At 64.5% G+C, this 15,903-nt stretch carries 17 protein-coding genes; 10 read left to right on the top strand and 7 right to left on the bottom strand.

The features are described from left to right. Positions 1-172: 172 nt before the first annotated feature. On the top strand, positions 173-349 hold the full coding sequence (locus FJ986_RS30555; RefSeq protein WP_181181916.1) for a hypothetical protein: 177 nt from the start codon (positions 173-175) through the stop codon (positions 347-349). 86 nt (positions 350-435) lie between these two features. On the opposite strand, the gene FJ986_RS24565 is transcribed toward FJ986_RS30555, so the two are convergent. Then, a complete protein-coding gene (locus FJ986_RS24565; protein WP_140556570.1) occupies positions 436-1,329 on the bottom strand; it encodes an AraC family transcriptional regulator in 894 nt (297 codons plus the stop codon). Between the two features lie 219 nt (positions 1,330-1,548). On the opposite strand from FJ986_RS24565, the gene FJ986_RS24560 reads away from it, so the two are divergent. After that, positions 1,549-2,307, top strand: coding sequence for an SDR family NAD(P)-dependent oxidoreductase (locus FJ986_RS24560; RefSeq protein ID WP_140566205.1), 759 nt, complete (start codon positions 1,549-1,551; stop codon positions 2,305-2,307). A 12-nt stretch (positions 2,308-2,319) separates the two neighbouring features. Here FJ986_RS24560 and FJ986_RS24555 read toward each other — a convergent pair whose 3' ends face one another. Then, positions 2,320-2,958: a 2-dehydro-3-deoxy-phosphogluconate aldolase gene (locus FJ986_RS24555; RefSeq protein ID WP_140566208.1), complete on the bottom strand. Its 639-nt coding sequence runs from the start codon at positions 2,956-2,958 to the stop codon at positions 2,320-2,322. Positions 2,959-3,145: 187 nt separating this feature from the next. Here FJ986_RS24555 and FJ986_RS24550 point away from each other — a divergent pair, with 187 nt between their 5' ends. From FJ986_RS24550 to FJ986_RS24540, 3 genes are all read left to right on the top strand, one after another. Beyond that, positions 3,146-4,075, top strand: a complete 930-nt coding sequence (locus FJ986_RS24550) for a rhodanese-related sulfurtransferase (RefSeq protein WP_140665893.1) — start codon at positions 3,146-3,148, stop codon at positions 4,073-4,075. A gap of 116 nt (positions 4,076-4,191) precedes the next feature. Further along, positions 4,192-4,932, top strand: a complete 741-nt coding sequence (locus FJ986_RS24545) for a tellurite resistance TerB family protein (protein WP_140513669.1) — start codon at positions 4,192-4,194, stop codon at positions 4,930-4,932. 484 nt (positions 4,933-5,416) lie between these two features. Next, positions 5,417-6,169: an SDR family oxidoreductase gene (locus FJ986_RS24540; protein ID WP_140513668.1), complete on the top strand. Its 753-nt coding sequence runs from the start codon at positions 5,417-5,419 to the stop codon at positions 6,167-6,169. 84 nt (positions 6,170-6,253) lie between these two features. On the opposite strand, the gene FJ986_RS24535 is transcribed toward FJ986_RS24540, so the two are convergent. Next, entirely contained in the window at positions 6,254-6,628 is a 375-nt protein-coding gene (locus FJ986_RS24535) for a YciI family protein (protein ID WP_140496262.1), read from the bottom strand. A 148-nt stretch (positions 6,629-6,776) separates the two neighbouring features. Further along, positions 6,777-7,961 carry a pyridoxal phosphate-dependent aminotransferase gene (locus FJ986_RS24530; RefSeq protein ID WP_140513667.1) on the bottom strand — a complete coding sequence of 395 codons (1,185 nt, stop codon included), beginning with the start codon at positions 7,959-7,961 and terminating at the stop codon, positions 6,777-6,779. 83 nt (positions 7,962-8,044) lie between these two features. Here FJ986_RS24530 and FJ986_RS24525 point away from each other — a divergent pair, with 83 nt between their 5' ends. The 4 genes from FJ986_RS24525 to denD are packed head-to-tail and all read left to right on the top strand — an operon-like array spanning position 8,045 to position 11,017. After that, entirely contained in the window at positions 8,045-8,731 is a 687-nt protein-coding gene (locus FJ986_RS24525; protein WP_140522370.1) for a GNAT family protein, read from the top strand. Positions 8,732-8,758: 27 nt separating this feature from the next. After that, positions 8,759-9,757 (top strand): cation diffusion facilitator family transporter, encoded by a 999-nt coding sequence (locus FJ986_RS24520; protein ID WP_140676067.1) that lies wholly within the window; start codon positions 8,759-8,761, stop codon positions 9,755-9,757. Between the two features lie 60 nt (positions 9,758-9,817). Continuing rightward, positions 9,818-10,030, top strand: a complete 213-nt coding sequence (locus tag FJ986_RS24515) for a hypothetical protein (RefSeq protein ID WP_140513664.1) — start codon at positions 9,818-9,820, stop codon at positions 10,028-10,030. A 12-nt stretch (positions 10,031-10,042) separates the two neighbouring features. Continuing rightward, on the top strand, positions 10,043-11,017 hold the full coding sequence (gene denD, locus FJ986_RS24510) for a D-erythronate dehydrogenase (RefSeq protein WP_140513663.1): 975 nt from the start codon (positions 10,043-10,045) through the stop codon (positions 11,015-11,017). A gap of 149 nt (positions 11,018-11,166) precedes the next feature. Here denD and FJ986_RS24505 read toward each other — a convergent pair whose 3' ends face one another. The 3 genes from FJ986_RS24505 to FJ986_RS24495 form a co-directional block, all read right to left on the bottom strand. Beyond that, positions 11,167-12,363 carry a nickel/cobalt transporter gene (locus tag FJ986_RS24505; protein WP_140556582.1) on the bottom strand — a complete coding sequence of 399 codons (1,197 nt, stop codon included), beginning with the start codon at positions 12,361-12,363 and terminating at the stop codon, positions 11,167-11,169. Further along, positions 12,360-13,028, bottom strand: a complete 669-nt coding sequence (locus FJ986_RS24500; RefSeq protein ID WP_140556584.1) for a DUF1007 family protein — start codon at positions 13,026-13,028, stop codon at positions 12,360-12,362. The genes FJ986_RS24505 and FJ986_RS24500 overlap by 4 nt, the downstream gene beginning before the upstream one ends. 88 nt (positions 13,029-13,116) lie before the next feature. Beyond that, positions 13,117-14,016: a LysR family transcriptional regulator gene (locus tag FJ986_RS24495; RefSeq protein WP_140496254.1), complete on the bottom strand. Its 900-nt coding sequence runs from the start codon at positions 14,014-14,016 to the stop codon at positions 13,117-13,119. A gap of 685 nt (positions 14,017-14,701) precedes the next feature. Between FJ986_RS24495 and odc2 the strand changes: the two genes are divergently transcribed. Beyond that, positions 14,702-15,835 carry an ornithine/lysine decarboxylase gene (gene odc2, locus FJ986_RS24490; protein WP_140496253.1) on the top strand — a complete coding sequence of 378 codons (1,134 nt, stop codon included), beginning with the start codon at positions 14,702-14,704 and terminating at the stop codon, positions 15,833-15,835. The last annotated feature ends 68 nt before the right edge of the window (positions 15,836-15,903 follow it).

Raw genomic sequence — 15,903 nt, 5'->3', positions numbered from 1 at the left:
GCCGGGCAACCGGCGCGGCTTTTCGTTGTCAGCCGGCTGTGTGCGGGCACAACCGGCATGCATGAAGCCGGCCCCGGCCCCGCGGGATCACGGGTGCCTGAACTTCTCGTGAAAAGGTAAAAGCTGCCTGTTTCCCGGCTAGAATGGCTGCGTTCCAACCCCGAGGATATTCATGAAGAAGATCCTGTTGGCATCCGTCCTGGCGCTGGTGGCGGCATCGGCGGCTTTTGCTCCCTCGCAAGCCGAAACCGTGATCATCAAAAATGGCAAGCATCACTGCCGGACCAAGATGGTCACGCATTGGAAGCATCACCACAAGGCGGTCGAGAACGTCAGGGTCTGCAACTGACCGCCAAGACACCACTGACTATCATGGCACCAGACTAGCCCGATCGGCGCAAGCCGGCCGGGCTTTTTCGTGCCGCCCGGGATGGTTCAGTCGATGTCCAGCGCGGCCGCTTCGCCCCGCGCCAGAAGCCGCGCGGCATCGCGTGCAGGCGGCAACCCGAACTGACGCGCATACTCCCGGCTGAACTGCGAAGCGCTTTCATAGCCCACGGTAAAGGCAACCCGCGCGGCGTTTCCCGGCTGGGCCAGCAGCAGGTGGCGGGCCTCCAGCAGGCGGACCTGCTTCTGGTACTGGATCGGGCTCATCGCCGTCGCCGCCTTGAAGTGGCGATGAAACGCAGCGCTGCTCATATTGGCGAGCTCGGCCAACCGCCGCACCTCGATAGGCTCGTCATAGTGAGCCCGGATCCAGGCGGTCGCCCGGCGGATCTGTGACAAGCGGCTGTCGGCGCCGGCGAGCTGGCGCAACTTCGCGCCTTGCGGGCCTTGCAACAGGCGAAACAATATCTCGCGCTCGAGCAGGGGAGCGAGCACGGGAATCTCGGCGGGCCTGTCGAGCAGCCGCAGCATCCGGCGCCACGCGTCGAGCAGGTCGTCATTGGCCAGGTAGGTCATGAAATCGTCGCCACCGACGGCCGGCTCGTGCTCGATGAGCAGGGCTGCGATCGCCTTGACATCGAGGGCGAAACCGATGGCCACATAGGGATGCGCGATACTCGCCTCGATCAGCTGGCTGGTGGCGGGTGTCTCGACCGCGTAGACGAAATAGCTGCCGGCTTGATAACGAAGCGTGCGCTCGCCGATCAGCACCGATTTCGTGCCTTGCAGCACGAACAGCGCCGTCGGCTGACAAAGCTCGGGCATCGGCGGCGTCGGGACCTCGCTGCGGCCGATCGTAACGCGAGGGATCGCCGTCCTTGTCCGCCGCCCATGCGCATGGCGGCCGGCGATGGCGATCAATTCCAGCAGCGCCTCTCTCATCGTTTCAGCATTGCCGATCCGCGTGGGCCGCGCAACCAGGTGAGAGGATCAGGCAAGAGCAAGAGAGTTTTCGGCGCGCGAGGCGGGCCGCAATCCGCCATCTCTAAGGCGCGTCGCGTTTGGCGACGCGTCTTGGGCCTTTGTTTTATGCATGTCGTTTTCCCGGACCGGGCCACTTCCAGGCGACAGGCGTCAGGCCTCCACAAAGGAGATTTGGATATGACGACATCGAAGCGCGCACTGGTGACCGGCGCCAACAAGGGCATCGGCCTGGAGACCGCACGGCGCCTGGCGGCAACGGGATTCAAGGTCTGGCTCGGCGCCCGCGACGCCGCACGCGGCACCGCAGCGGCACAGGCGCTGCGCAGCGAAGGGCTCGACGTCGAGTGGCTCGAACTCGACGTCGTCGATGACGAAAGCGTGGCGGCCGCCGCCAGGACCGTCGCGGCGCGGGTAGCCAGCCTCGACGTGCTGGTCAACAATGCCGGCATTGCTCCTGGATATGTCGACGCGCTCGGCTCGAACGGGCGGTATGAGTTGCCGCCGAGCCGGGAGAATATCGCCGACATCAAGGCCACCTATGATGTCAACGTCTTCGGCCCGGTCCGCGTCACCCAGGCATTCCTGCCGCTTCTGCTGGCATCGCCCGCCGGCCGCATCGTCATGGTGAGCAGCTATATCGGCTCGATCGCCCGCGCGCAGGACGCAACAGGCGAAAACCAGTCGCCCAACATAATGGGCTATGGCAGCTCCAAGACGGCGCTCAACGCCATCACGGTGGCGTTCGCCAGGGAGCTCGCGCCGCGCGGCATCAAGGTGAATGCCGCTGCTCCCGGCTACACCGCGACCGATCTCAACGGGCACAGGGGCGGTCGCACGGTGCAGCAGGCAGCCGAGATCATCGTGCGCCTGGCGACGCTCGATGCCGATGGTCCGACCGCCGGCTATTTCGACGAGAATGGCCCGCTGCGCTGGTGAACGCGAAAGCGCTTATCCGGCGAGCTTGCTCGCGGCGCGTGCGAGAGCTTCGATTTCGTCCCACCTGCCGGCCTTGACCATGTCGTCGGGGGCGACCCAGGAGCCGCCGACGCAGATGACATTGGGCAGGCTGAGATAGTCGGCCGCGTTCTTGCCGGTGATACCGCCGGTCGGGCAGAATTTCACGTCGGCGAGCGGCGAGGCGAATGCCTTCAGCGAGGCGATGCCGCCGGACTGCTCGGCCGGGAAGAACTTCAGGAAGCGCAGGCCGGCTTCGCGCGCGGCCATGATCTCGCCGGGGGTGATGGCGCCGGGCAGCAGCGGAACCTCGCTGTCGGCGGCGCCTGCCAGAAGCTCGCGGGTTATGCCCGGGCTGACGATGAATTGCGAGCCGGCGGCGGCCGCCTCATCGAACTGGCGGGCATCCAGAATGGTGCCGGCACCGACGATGGCTTCCTCGACCTCGCCGGCCACGCGCCGGATCGCTTCCAGCGCATCCGCGGTCCTGAGCGTGATCTCGATCGCCGGCAGGCCGCCGCGCGCCAGGGCGCGGGCCAACGGCACCGCATTGGCAACATCAGCGATCTTCAACACCGGGATGACCGGCTGACCGTTGAGCAACGACAGGAGTTTTTCGGTCTTGCTGGGCATCTTCTTCTCCATATCGTTGTCAATTCAACCGATTAGCAGACGGGTATTTTCCTGTCCACGCAACCGGGCGTGTCGTGATGTCACGCACGCCGGGTAGCTTACGGGCTCTTCCGGAACAGGGCCATGGCAGGCCGTCCAACCCGTTTCACCTTGAAACGGCTTTTACGAGCGTCTAGTTGCTCTGGCAATGACACCGTCCGCGCCATCCCAGCCTGTCCGCGTCGCCGCGCTCTACAAATTTGCCCGGCTCGACGCCTTCCAGGCGCTGCGGGCGCCGCTGGCTGCCTTCTGCTGTGGGCGCGGCATCAGGGGTACGCTGCTTCTGGCGCATGAAGGCATCAACGGCACGGTCGCCGGCAGCGATGCGGCGATTGCCGAACTGATCGAACATCTCGAAGCCATCGACGGGCTGTCCGGCCTCGAGGTGAAATACAGCAGCGCCGCGCAAATGCCCTTCCACCGCATGAAGGTGCGGCTGAAACGCGAGATCGTCACCATGGGTGTCGAAGACATTGACCTGGCGAAGAGTGCCGGCACCTATGTCGCGCCGGCCGACTGGAACGCGCTGATTTCGCAACCCGACACGATCGTCATCGACACGCGCAACGCCTACGAAGTGTCGATCGGCACCTTCAAGGGCGCCATCGATCCGGCGACCGCGAGCTTTCGCGAATTCCCGGCCTGGGTGGAAGAGCACCGCGCGGAGCTGGAAGGCCGCAAGATCGCCATGTTCTGCACCGGCGGCATACGTTGCGAAAAGGCGACGGCCTATGTCAGGTCGCTCGGCCTTGAGGAGGTGTTCCATCTCAAGGGCGGCATCCTGAAATATCTCGAAGAAGTGCCGGCCGAGGAAAGCCTGTGGCAAGGCGAATGCTTCGTCTTCGACGAACGGGTTTCGGTGTCGCACGGCCTCGCCGAGGGCGACGCCAAGCTGTGCCGCGCCTGCCGCCATCCGCTGACCTTGGACGAGCTGACATCGCCGAAATTTGCCGCCGGCGTTTCTTGCCCGCATTGTTTCGACGCTCGGTCGGACGACGACCGCCAGCGCTATGCCGAGCGCCAGCGGCAGGTCGAGCTGGCGCAGGCGCGGGGCAGGGGACCGCATATCGGGTCCTGATCAAGGCGCCTGGGCCGGGGCAAAGCGGCCGCCCGTCATTGCAATGCCAGGTTTAGGGACCTACGTCTTCGGCGTTCGAAACCTGCCCGTTCGGCCGGGCAATCCTGGAGGCATTGATGTTCGATCCCAAGAAGCTTCTCGACGATCTGCTCGGCTCGCAAATTCCCGGCACCGGCGGCACGGTCCGCGACAAGGCCGGACAGGCGGTGCAGATGGCCAAGGACAATCCTCTTGCGGCGGGCGCGCTGGCCGCGGTGCTGCTTGGAACCGGCGCCGGGCGCCAGGTCACCGGTGCCGCCGTCAAGCTCGGTGGGTTGGCAGCGATCGGTGGCCTCGCCTACAAGGCCTACCAGAACTACAAGGCCGGCAATGCACCCGAGCAGGCGCCGGCGGCCGGCGAACCGGAATTGCTGCCGCCGCCGAAGGACACTGCGTTCCACCCGTCGCAAGCGCCGCAGGGCGAGGACGAATTCACGCTGACCCTGGTGCGGGCGATGATCTCGGCGGCCAAGGCCGACGGCCATGTCGACGATGAGGAGCGCAAGAAGATCGCCGGCAAGCTGAGCCTCGCGGGGATCGGTTCCGATGCGGAAAAATTCCTGATGGCGGAGCTGGAGAACCCGCTCGACCTCGACACGCTGGTGGCCGGCGCCAAGACCGACGCGCAGAAGCTTGAGCTCTACACCGCGTCGCGCCTTACAATCGATCCCGACACACGCGCCGAGCGCGGCTATCTCGATCTGCTCGCGGGCCGGCTCGGCCTGCCGGATGCGCTGATCGACCATGTCGAGGCAACGGTTTCGGCGGTCAAAGTGCCGGCTGCCAAGGCCGGGACCTCACCCAATCCACGCTGGTAGGCCAAAACGGAACAGGCGGGCCTTCGTGGCGTTAACCTCTCGTTAACCCAGGAAGCGCATGATTCTAGACAGTCGGATCGGCTTTCCTCCTCCCAAGTCCGGTCCAGATCAGGGCGGTCGCCAATGACCGCCCTTTTTGGCGGCCCTCCGGGCTTCTCCCAAAAAGGAATTGTACTTTTCGGCACCCGGCCAGGCTCCGAACCCTTGATAGGAATTTTTTCCTTGACTGGGTGAAGGCAACTATGGTAGATATTTGGTTATGGTGCTGAGTTGCGCCAGGGACCCGCCGCACAGGCGGTTTTTCCGTTCAATGCTCCCTCGACAGCGCGGGGTCGAAGGCCCGAAGAGACCTGTCAGCTTGGATTCGTTGCCCTGGATACCAGTGTCCCGCTTGCCATCGCCGCCGTCATTTGCGATGCCTTTTGTCCCTGGACCACCTGAAAATCAGTCGAGCAAAAGGCGGCGCAGCCGGAGGATATCTGCCATGACCGAAAAAACCGCCATCGTCACCGGCGCCGGCACGGGCATCGGCAAGAGCGTCGCCACCGCGCTGCTCAAAGCCGGCTGGAACACCGTGTTCTGCGGACGCCGGAAGGCGCTGCTGGACGAGGCGATCGCCGCGGCCGAGCAGACGGATGCCAAGGCACTGGCTGTCGCCTGCGACATCAGCAAGCCCGGCGAGGTCGATGATTTGTTCGAGACGGTGGCGGAGGCGTTCGGCCGCGTCGACCTGCTCTTCAACAATGCCGGCATGGGCTACAAGTCGGCGCCGATCGACGAGATCCCGGTCGAGGTGTGGAACGATATTGTGGGCGTAAATCTCACCGGTTCGTTCCTGTGCGCCCGCGCGGCCTTCCGCGCCATGCGCAAGCAGAAACCGATGGGCGGCCGCATCATCAACAACGGCTCCATTTCGGCCTACGCGCCGCGCCCGGGATCGGTGCCCTATACCGCGACCAAGCATGCCATCACCGGGCTGACCAAGACGCTGGCGCTCGACGGCCGCCCCTACGACATCGCCTGCGGCCAGATCGACATCGGCAATGCACTGACCGACATGGCGCAACCGATGACGGTCGGCGTGCCACAGGCCAACGGCTCCATTGCCGCCGAAGCGGTGATGGACGTCCAGCACGTGGCCGACGCCGTCGTCCACATGGCCAGCCTGCCGCTCGAGGCCAATGTGCTGTTCATGACCGTGATGGCGACCAAGATGCCGTTCGTGGGCAGAGGCTGACCAAGCCTTTATTTTTGCGCAATTCCCAAGGGAAAGCGCTACGCGCTTTTCCCGGGAAACCTCTACGCGCTTTCTGGAGTTGCCTTAGGCCCCCGCCAGCGCCACGCCCGGCAGATAGAGCGCGATCGGGCGGATCTCGTAGACGGCGGTCGGGTTGACGCGGCGCAGATCGCGCGCGATGGCGATCGCGTCATCGCGCTTGGCGCAATCGACGACATAGAGGCCGAGAAGCTGTTCCTTGGTCTCGGCGAAGGGGCCGTCGATGACGATCCCGTCGCCGGGTCCGCGCAAGGTGCAGGCCGACTGGGTCGCTCCAAGCCGCGCCGAGGGGCCGAGGCTGCCGTTCGCATAGAGCCCGTCGTGGATCTTGAGCAGGTCGGTCATCAGTGCCGCATCTTCCTGCGGCGTCAGTGCCTTGATCGCGTCTTCCACGTGATAGGCAAGAATTGCATAAAACATCGAGGCCCCCCATTTCGATCCTGATCCGACGATCGTAGCGGCTCCCCGCACGCAGGCACAGTCTTTGGCCATGCGCCTCCCGACGCATCATGACATTGCCATGCCGCCAGCGGCAATCGATGCGGACTCGCGGCGAACGCCGGAGGCCTCACTTGGCCAGGAACGCTCCGATCCTGTCCAGCGCGCGCAAAATGTTCTCCTCGGAATTGGCGTAGGAGAGCCTGACATAGCCCTCGCCGAGAATGCCGAAATCGGGGCCGCCGATCAGTGCCACGCCGGCGTCGTCGAGCAGGGCGGAGGCCAGTTGCTTCGCCTTCCAGCCGGTCTTCGACACGTTGGGGAAGGCATAGAAGGCGCCCTTGGGCGTGATGCAGGATATGTTTGGCAGGGCGTTCAGTCCCTCGACCACGATCTTCCTGCGGCGATCGAAGGCGCGCATCATCTTTTCGACGTCGTCCTGCGGGCCGTCTATGGCGGCGATGCCGGCGAATTGGCTGGGCGCGTTAACGCAGGACCAGCAATTGACCGCCAGCTTGCGCACCTTGTCGTAGAGATGGGCGCCCTTGTCGCCGTTCGGCCAGATCGACCAGCCCATGCGCCAGCCGGTCATCGCCCAGGTCTTCGACCAGCCGTTGAGCACGATCAGCCGGTCGCGGATTTCGGGAAACTCGAGCAGCGAGCAGTGTTTTTCGCCATCATAGGTCATCACGTCATAGATTTCGTCGGAGAGGATGGCCACTTGCGGATGTGCCTCCAGTCCCTTGACCAGCTTCTCGATCTCGGCCCGCGGCGTGACGCCGCCGGTCGGGTTGGCCGGCGAATTGAGGATCAGGAGCCGCGTCTTCGAGGTGATCAGCGCCAGCGTCTCATCGGCCGAGAAGGCAAAGCCGTTCTCCTCGCGCATCGGCACGGGGATGGGTGCCGCACCGGTGAACTCGATCATCGAGCGGTAGATGGGAAAACCGGGATCGGGATAGAGGATCTCGGCGCCGGGTTCGCCGAACATCAGGATGGCGGCGAACATGGTCGGCTTGCCGCCGGGCAGGATCATCACCGCCTCGGGCGATACCTCGACCCCGGTCGTGGTCAGCGTGCGGCGCACCACCGCCTCGCGCGTCGCCAACAGGCCGTTCGCCGGCGTGTAGCCGTGGTGGCCGTCGCGCAGCGCCTTGATCGCCGCCTCGACAATGTGCTGCGGCGTCTTGAAGTCGGGCTGGCCGATGCCGAGATTGACGATGTCGCGGCCTTGTTGGGCGAGTGCCGTGGCCCTCGCGAGCACGGCGAAGGCGTTTTCCTCGCCGAGACGATCGAAGGCCGAAATCGTGTGGAGCATTTTTCCCGTCCGTGTGGTTCTTGCTATGCGGTTGCGTTTTTGTGAGCTTCGGCCCGCAAAAGTCAAACGGATTGGAGCTTTCGGTGTCGGAAAATCTCAAGGACTGGCAACCGCGTCCGCGCCCGGAGCGCAAGGTGCTGGAGGGCCGCTATGTCAGGCTTGAGCCGCTGAGCGCCGCGAAGCATGGCGATGGCCTCTATGAAGCGTCTTCCGTGGCCGACGTCGATGGCCGCTTCGCCTGGCTGCCCGACTATCCGCCGGAAACCCGCGCCGCCTTCCAGCCTTGGCTGGACAAGGTGGAGGCGAGCGAGGATCCGCTGTTCTTCGCCGTCATCGACAAACCGAGCGGCAAGGTCGCCGGGCGCCAGACGTTGATGCGCATCGATCCGGCCTATGGCGTCATCGAGATCGGCAACATCTATTGGGGGCCGCTCATCGCGCGCAAGCCGGCGGCGACGGAAGCGCAGTTCCTGTTCATGAAATACATTTTCGACGAGCTCGGCTATCGCCGCTACGAATGGAAATGCAACAACCGCAACGAGCCGTCGAAGCGCGCCGCGGAACGGTTCGGCTTCAAGTTCGAGGGCGTTTTCCGCCAGCACCTGATCGTCAAGGGTGAAAACCGCGACACCGCATGGTATTCGATCATCGACAAGGAATGGCCGGCCTTGCGCAAAGCCTACGAGGCGTGGCTCGATCCGGCCAATTTCGACGGTGCCGGCCAGCAGAAACGACGGCTCGAGGATTTTCGCGCGGAATTCGGCGCTTGAGCTGAATCCGGGCATGGGAGTTTGCCATTGGCGCACAGTCACGACGACAGCGGGCACGGCCACAGCGGGCACGGCCACAGCGGGCATAGTCATGGCTCGACCGACAAGAAGCGCGTTCTGATCGCGGCCTGCCTGACGGCGGGCTTTATGGTGGCGGAGGCGCTTGGCGGCCTCTTCACCGGCTCTCTGGCGCTGCTGGCCGATGCCGGCCACATGCTTGCCGACGCCATTGCGCTCGGCCTGGCCTGGTATGCGTTTCATCTTGCGGACCGGCCGGCGACCGTCCGCCTGACCTATGGCTTCGGCCGGGTCAAGACGCTGGTGGCCTACACCAACGGCATCGCCATCTTCGTCATCGCGCTGTGGATCGTCTACGAGGCGTGGGAGCGCCTGCAGACGCCGGCGCCGGTGCTGGGCGGGCCGATGCTGGTGGTGGCGATCCTCGGCCTGCTGGTCAACATCGGCTCCTTCCTGGTGCTGCATGGCGGCGACCGTGAGAGCCTCAACATGCGCGGCGCCATACTGCATGTGCTCGGCGACCTGCTCGGCTCGGCCGCGGCAATCGTGGCGGCGATCGTCATTCTGGCGACCGGCTGGACCCCGATCGATCCGATCCTGTCGGTGCTGGTCTCGCTGCTGATCCTGTCCACGGCATGGTCGCTGATGCGCGCGGCCGCCCACGTCCTGCTCGAAGGGGTGCCGCCGAGCCTCGACCGGGACCTGATCGCCAGCGACATCGCGACGACGGTCCAGGGGGTGCGCGAGGTGCACCACATGCATATCTGGTCGATCGACGGCACCAGCAGCATGGCGACGCTGCATGCCTGCCTCAACGAGGGCGTGGACGCGCACAAGGCGGTCAGCGCGATCAAGAAGCGGCTTGCGTCGGAGCATGGCATCAGCCATGCCACGGTGGAACCTGAATTCGGCCAGTGCGCCGACGACGGCGACGAGCACGACCATGGTCATGACCATGATCACCACCAGGGGCATGACGCGGCTTTGCATCATGGCCACCATCACTGACGCAGGGAACCCAAGCGCCTTGAATCCGAGCTCGACGACCCCTGGCCACGCCGGGACAGCATAATGGATCGCGATACCAAGAACGCCGCCATCGCCGCGCTGTCGATCATGCTGCTGTTCGGCATTGCCGTTTATTTCCTGCCAAACATCATGCTGGCCCTCGGCGGCCTTTCGACCGTGCTCGCCGGCATCTTCGGCACCGCGTTCGTGCTGGCGTTTTTCTTGGTGTTCTGGCTGCGCGCGCGCAGCCAACGCAAAAATCAGAGCAAATAAGGGAAGTTCGACATGCGCATTCTGATCACGGGCGCCGCCGGCATGGTCGGCCGCAAGCTCATTGCACGGCTGGCAAAGGACGGCAGGCTGCGCGGCCAGAAGATCTCCGCGCTCGACCTGCACGACATCGTACCGCCACAGGCGCCGGCCATCGATGGCGTCAGCATCCACAGCCATACCGGCGATCTCGCCGAGGCGGGCGCCGCCGAGAGGCTGGTCGCGTCGCGGCCCGACGTCGTGTTCCATCTCGCCGGCATCGTATCGGGCGAGGCGGAAGCCAATTTCGATCTCGGCTACCGCGTCAATCTCGACGGCACGCGCGCCTTGTTCGATGCCGTCCGCCTGGCTGGGTTTGCGCCGCGCGTCGTGTTCACCTCGTCGATCGCGGTGTTCGGCGCGCCGTTCCCGGACGTCATTCCCGATGAATTCCACACTACGCCGCTGACCTCCTACGGCACGCAGAAGCAGATGAGCGAGGCGCTGCTGGCCGACTATTCCAGGCGCGGCTTCTTCGACGGCATCGGCATCCGGCTGCCGACCATCTGCGTGCGGCCGGGCAAGCCGAACAAGGCGGCCTCCGGCTTCTTCTCCGGCATCATCCGCGAGCCGCTGAACGGTCAGGAGGCGATCCTGCCGGTGCCGCGCACCGTCGTCCATACCCACGCCAGCCCACGCTCGGCGGTGAATTTCCTGATCCATGCGGCCGGGATCGACGGCGCCGCCGTCGGGCCGCGCCGCAACCTGACGATGCCAGGCGTCGCCGTCACCGTCGGCGAGCAGATCGAGGCGCTGGAACGCATCGCCGGGCCGAAGGCGGTGAGCCTGATCCGCGAGGAGCCGGACGAGACGATCTGGGCGATCGTCAAGGGCTGGCCGACGCGGTTCGAGGCGCGGCGGTCAAGGGAACTCGGCTTCAGTGCCGAGAAGAGCTTTGACGAGATTATCCGCGCTCATATCGAGGATGAACTCGGCGGCAAGGTGTATTGATATTCAGGTGATGCCGGCCTGCGAACGGCTGATACCTGCGCTTCCGGTGCTCACGTACTTTAAGTACGCTCCGCTCCGGTTCTCGATATCAACCGTTCTCGGCACGGCCTGACCTGAATCTCAACACACCTTGGGGCGCTACTTCCGGGTCAAACGCCACCCGTCAGGCTCGCCGACAGCAGCAGCAGTCCGAACAGGAACACGAAGGCGGCGCCGCCGATCTCGACGATCGAATGGATGCGGTTGCCCATGCGGCCGTCGCCGGCGAAATACACCGCCCAGTTCTTTGCGGTCACCGCGATCGTGGCCAGCGCCGAGACGGTTATGGCGGTGCCGATCGACATCGCCAGCACCGACAGCAGGCCGCCGAGCCACAGGCCATTGAGCAGGGCGAAGCTGAGCACGATCAGCGCGCCGGAGCAGGGGCGGATACCGACCGCGGCCACCGCCGTCCAGGCGGTGCGCCAGTCGAAGCGGTCGCCGGACAGCAGCGCCGGATCTGGCGCATGCGAGTGGCCGCAGGTCTCGCAGACCTCGCCCGCCGCGTGCGCGTGATCGTGCGCGCCATGATCGTGGTGATGGTCATGCGCGCCGTGGTCATGGTGATCGTGCGAATGGTCATCCCCATGGTCGTGATGTTCATGCCCATGCAGCGCGTTCGCCGAATGGCTGTGAGCGGCATGCGAATGGCCCGTGTGACCTGTATGACCGGCATGCGAATGGCCCGCATGGGAATGCCCCGCGTGAGCCGCCGACAGGCTGTAGGCGGGACCTCTGCCGAACAGGCGCAGGACGGAGGGGCCGAGCTTGCGCCACAGCAGCCAGGCGCCGAACAGGGTGACGAAGACGAAGCTCATGATCTCCATGAACCAGGCCGCGTCGGTCATCGAGACGGCGGTGCCGCGCAGGACGAAATAGGCGACTGCCATGACCGCGACCGCGGTCAGGCCCTGCAGCAGGGCCGAGACGAACGACAACAGGATGCCACGCCGCAGCGCCACTTCGTTGGCGACCATGTAGGACGAGATCACCGCCTTGCCGTGGCCGGGGCCGGCGGCGTGGAAAATGCCGTAGGCGAAGGACAGGCCGATGAGCACCCAGAGCTTGCTGTTGTCCTGGCGCATCGCCTTCATCGCCGTGGCGAGCGCGCGATAGAATTCCTGCTGCCGCAGATTGATCCACATCAGGATGTGGGCGAACGGGCCGGTGGTCGGCGCCATGCCATCGTTGACGCCGATGCCGAGCGAGCTCTGGGCATGAGCCGAGCCGGCGAAATGCACCATCGCGAAGCTGATGGCCAACAGGCCGAATGCCAAACGCAGGGATGGTCTCATCACCGGGTTCATCCTTCTGGCTGACAGGTCAGTTCGAGCTTGGTGGCAAAGATCTTGCTCATGTCGGTGCCTGTCGGGTCGTTGAAGAAGGCGTCCGTCAGGGTCTTCTGGTTTTCCTTGATGGCCTCATCCGGGTCGGGGCGGACCACCTTGTCGGTGCAGTTCGGGGGCAGGCCCTCGACCGTGATGTTGGCGTCCTCGGTGAAGTCGATCGCCGTGTAGAAGGTCGGATCGTAGACGCCGATATCGATCTTGCCGGTGAGCTTGATCGGCGCCTTTGGTTCGGACTCGAACAGGATGATCAGCTGGTCGTTGTCGAAATTGGCCATCAGATGCGGCGGCGGCGTCATCGGCACGTCCTTGCCGTCCTGGGTGACGAGCTGGAAGTAGTTGAATTCGGCCAGCGAGGCGTGGACCGTGTCCGCGACCTCCTTCAACTCCTTGTCGTCAAGCTTCAGGTCGGAATTCTTGTCAAACTCCATCATGACAGTGCTGGAAAACAGATCATCGAAGCGCCAGAGATGGCGCAGCGCTTTCACGCTTTGGTGATCCGGGGAGAGGATCACGTCGAGGCGGGCCTCGGCGAAAACGTGCGGATGCACCTCGGCCGGTCCAACGGCGGCCAATGTCGCCGCCAGGGCCGAAGCCAGCATGATTGCGTGCCGTTTCAGATGCATTCGCGGTCGCGATTCCCTTGGCTTCGGAGAGAAGTGGACAGTTACCAGAAAGGGGGCGAAAATGGGACCGCGCCGCAATTGAAGGCGGTCATGCGGTTTCGCGCGTCCTGAACCACTGGACCAGGAAATCGACGAAGACACGCACCTTGGCGGGCAAATAGCGCCGGTGCGGATAGACGGCGAAAATGCCGGCACCCGACAGGGTGCGGTCATCCAGCACCGTCACCAGCCGGCCGCTCGCAATATCCGGCACGGCGATGAAATCCGGCAGGATGGCAAATCCCAACCCCGACAGGGCAGCAGCCCGTGCCGCCATCGGGCTGTTGACTTCGATCGGGCCGGAGACCGAGACGCTCACCGTATCCTCGCCGTCTCCCTTGAATTGCCAGTTGTTCAAGCCGCGGCCATTGGTGTCGACGATGCAGGGCATGCGGCCGAGATCCTGCGCCCGTACCGGCATGCCATGTTTTGCGATGAGTTCGGGAGATGCGCACAGCCGCGTCGAGAACGGCGCCAGACGCCTGGCGATCAGCGACGAGTTCTCCAGGCGCGAGATGCGCACCGCGAGATCGAAGCCTTCCTCGACGAGGTCGACGAAGCGGTCGTCCAGCTGGATGTCGAGCACGATGTCGGGATATTGCTTGGCGAAGTCGATCAGCGACTGGCCGATCGGCGCGTCGGCGAAGGTGCGCGGCGCAGACAGCTTGATCCTGCCGCGCACATCGCCGGAGGATTCGCGCACGGCGTCGGCAAGACTGTCGACCTCGCGCACGATCTCGGAGGCGCGGCGATAATAGGTGTGGCCGGCCTCGGTCATCGAGAACTGGCGGGTGGTGCGGTTGAGCAGCAGCGCGCCGAGCTCGTCCTCCAGCTCGCGCACATATTTCGACAGCAGCGCCTTGGAGCGGCCGATCTTGCGCGCCGCCGCCGAAAAGCCCTCGGCCTCGACCACGTCGATGAAGGCGCGCATGCGGGTCAGTGTGTCCATGAATCAGGCCTTTCGTGCGGCATCGAGATTTCGGCCGAGCCGTATCAGGGCAATGTCGCCGCCGGAAGGGCCAGCGACAGGCCCGACCACCGATAGCTTGCGAGGGTGCCGAAGGGCGTCGAGAGGGGCGTGCGTGCCTGTCATCGTTCGATATCCGGATACGGTGAAACCAACATTGTTCGATGCCGGAATTTTTACAACCTGCGATACGATTTTTATTGATTGTGAATCTCTCTGCCCCTATATCGCGCTTGCCCAAAGTCGCACGTGCCTGTGGGTGTCCGCCGACCCTCTGAATGGTGAGGGAAATCGGTAAGGTAACTGGAGCCAACCCCTCCAGTCGGTTTAGCGGCCAACCGCCAGACCGAGGACACCTTGAAGCAACGACGGTGCGGGCCTTTCTGGTTCTCTGCCGGTTGTCCAAAGACCGGGGTTACTGAAGAGGCACACCATCATTGCCGGCAGTGCGGAACGGGGTTCTCCCAGTCCAAGCCAAGGCAGACAAAGCGAACCGAAGCCGGGCAAGGCCAAGGTTCATCGCCGCGAGACGGCGTTTCATGGTTCCGGGGTCTCCACCGGCTGGTTCCATGGATTTCCGTCCCGCCTTTGTCCACCGCGTGTTCGCGAGGCCGACAGCCCGCGTCCGCACCCTTGTGCGCGCCGAAAGGCGTGATGGAGAAACCCGATGGCCACGCAGCGCATCCTCGACTTCCTCGCCACCCGACGTCCGACCGGTCCTTGCCTCGTCGTCGACCTTGATGTCGTGCGCGACAATTTCCGCGCCTTCGAGAAGGCGCTGCCCGATTCCAGGATCTACTATGCGGTGAAAGCAAACCCGGCGCCGGAAATCCTGCGCCTCCTTGCTGCGATGGGCTCGTCCTTCGACACCGCTTCCGTTGCCGAAGTCGAGATGGCGATGGACGCCGGTGCGCCGGCGGACCGCATCTCCTTCGGCAACACCATCAAGAAGGAGCGCGACATCGCGCGCGCCTACCAGCTCGGTATCAAGCTGTTCGCCGTCGATTGCGTCGAGGAGGTCGAGAAGATCGCCCGCGCCGCTCCAGGCGCCCGCGTGTTCTGTCGCGTGCTAACCGATGGCGAGGGCGCCGAATGGCCGCTGTCGCGCAAGTTCGGCTGCGTGCCTGCGATGGCCGTCGACGTGCTGCGCCATGCCAAGGCGCTCGGGCTCGACGCCTATGGCGTGTCGTTCCATGTCGGCTCGCAGCAGACCGACCTGACGGCCTGGGATCGCGCGCTGGCCGATGCCAAGACCGTGTTTTCGACGCTCGCCGAAGAAGGCATCGTCTTGAAGATGGTCAATATGGGCGGCGGCTTCCCGACGCGCTACCTGCGCGACGTGCCGGCGGCCCAGGCTTACGGCCAGGCCATCTTCTCGGCGCTGCGCAAGCATTTCGGCAACGCCATTCCCGAGACGATCATCGAGCCGGGCCGCGGCATGGTCGGCAATGCCGGCGTCATCAAGTCGGAAGTCGTGCTGATCTCGAAGAAGGCGGACAACGACAATGTGCGCTGGGTGTTCCTCGACATCGGCAAATTCGGCGGCCTGGCCGAGACGATGGACGAGGCGATCCGCTATCCCCTGGTGACCGCGCATGACGGCTCGGAAACCGCGCCTTGCGTGCTCGCCGGCCCGACCTGCGATTCGGCGGACGTGATGTATGAGAAGACGCCCTATCCGCTGCCTCTGTCGCTGACCATCGGCGACGAGGTGCTGATCGAAGGCACCGGGGCCTACACGACCACCTATTCGGCGGTCGCCTTCAACGGCTTCGAGCCTCTCCGATCCTACGTGATCTGACGGTTCGAAAGAACCGTCAGATCATCCCAGGTGGGCGTTTGTCGCCCATCCGGGCTCGCCTGTGGAAC

This window comes from Mesorhizobium sp. B1-1-1 (assembly GCF_006442955.1).
Lineage (GTDB): Bacteria > Pseudomonadota > Alphaproteobacteria > Rhizobiales > Rhizobiaceae > Mesorhizobium.
This window is presented reverse-complemented; position numbering and strand designations above follow the sequence as displayed.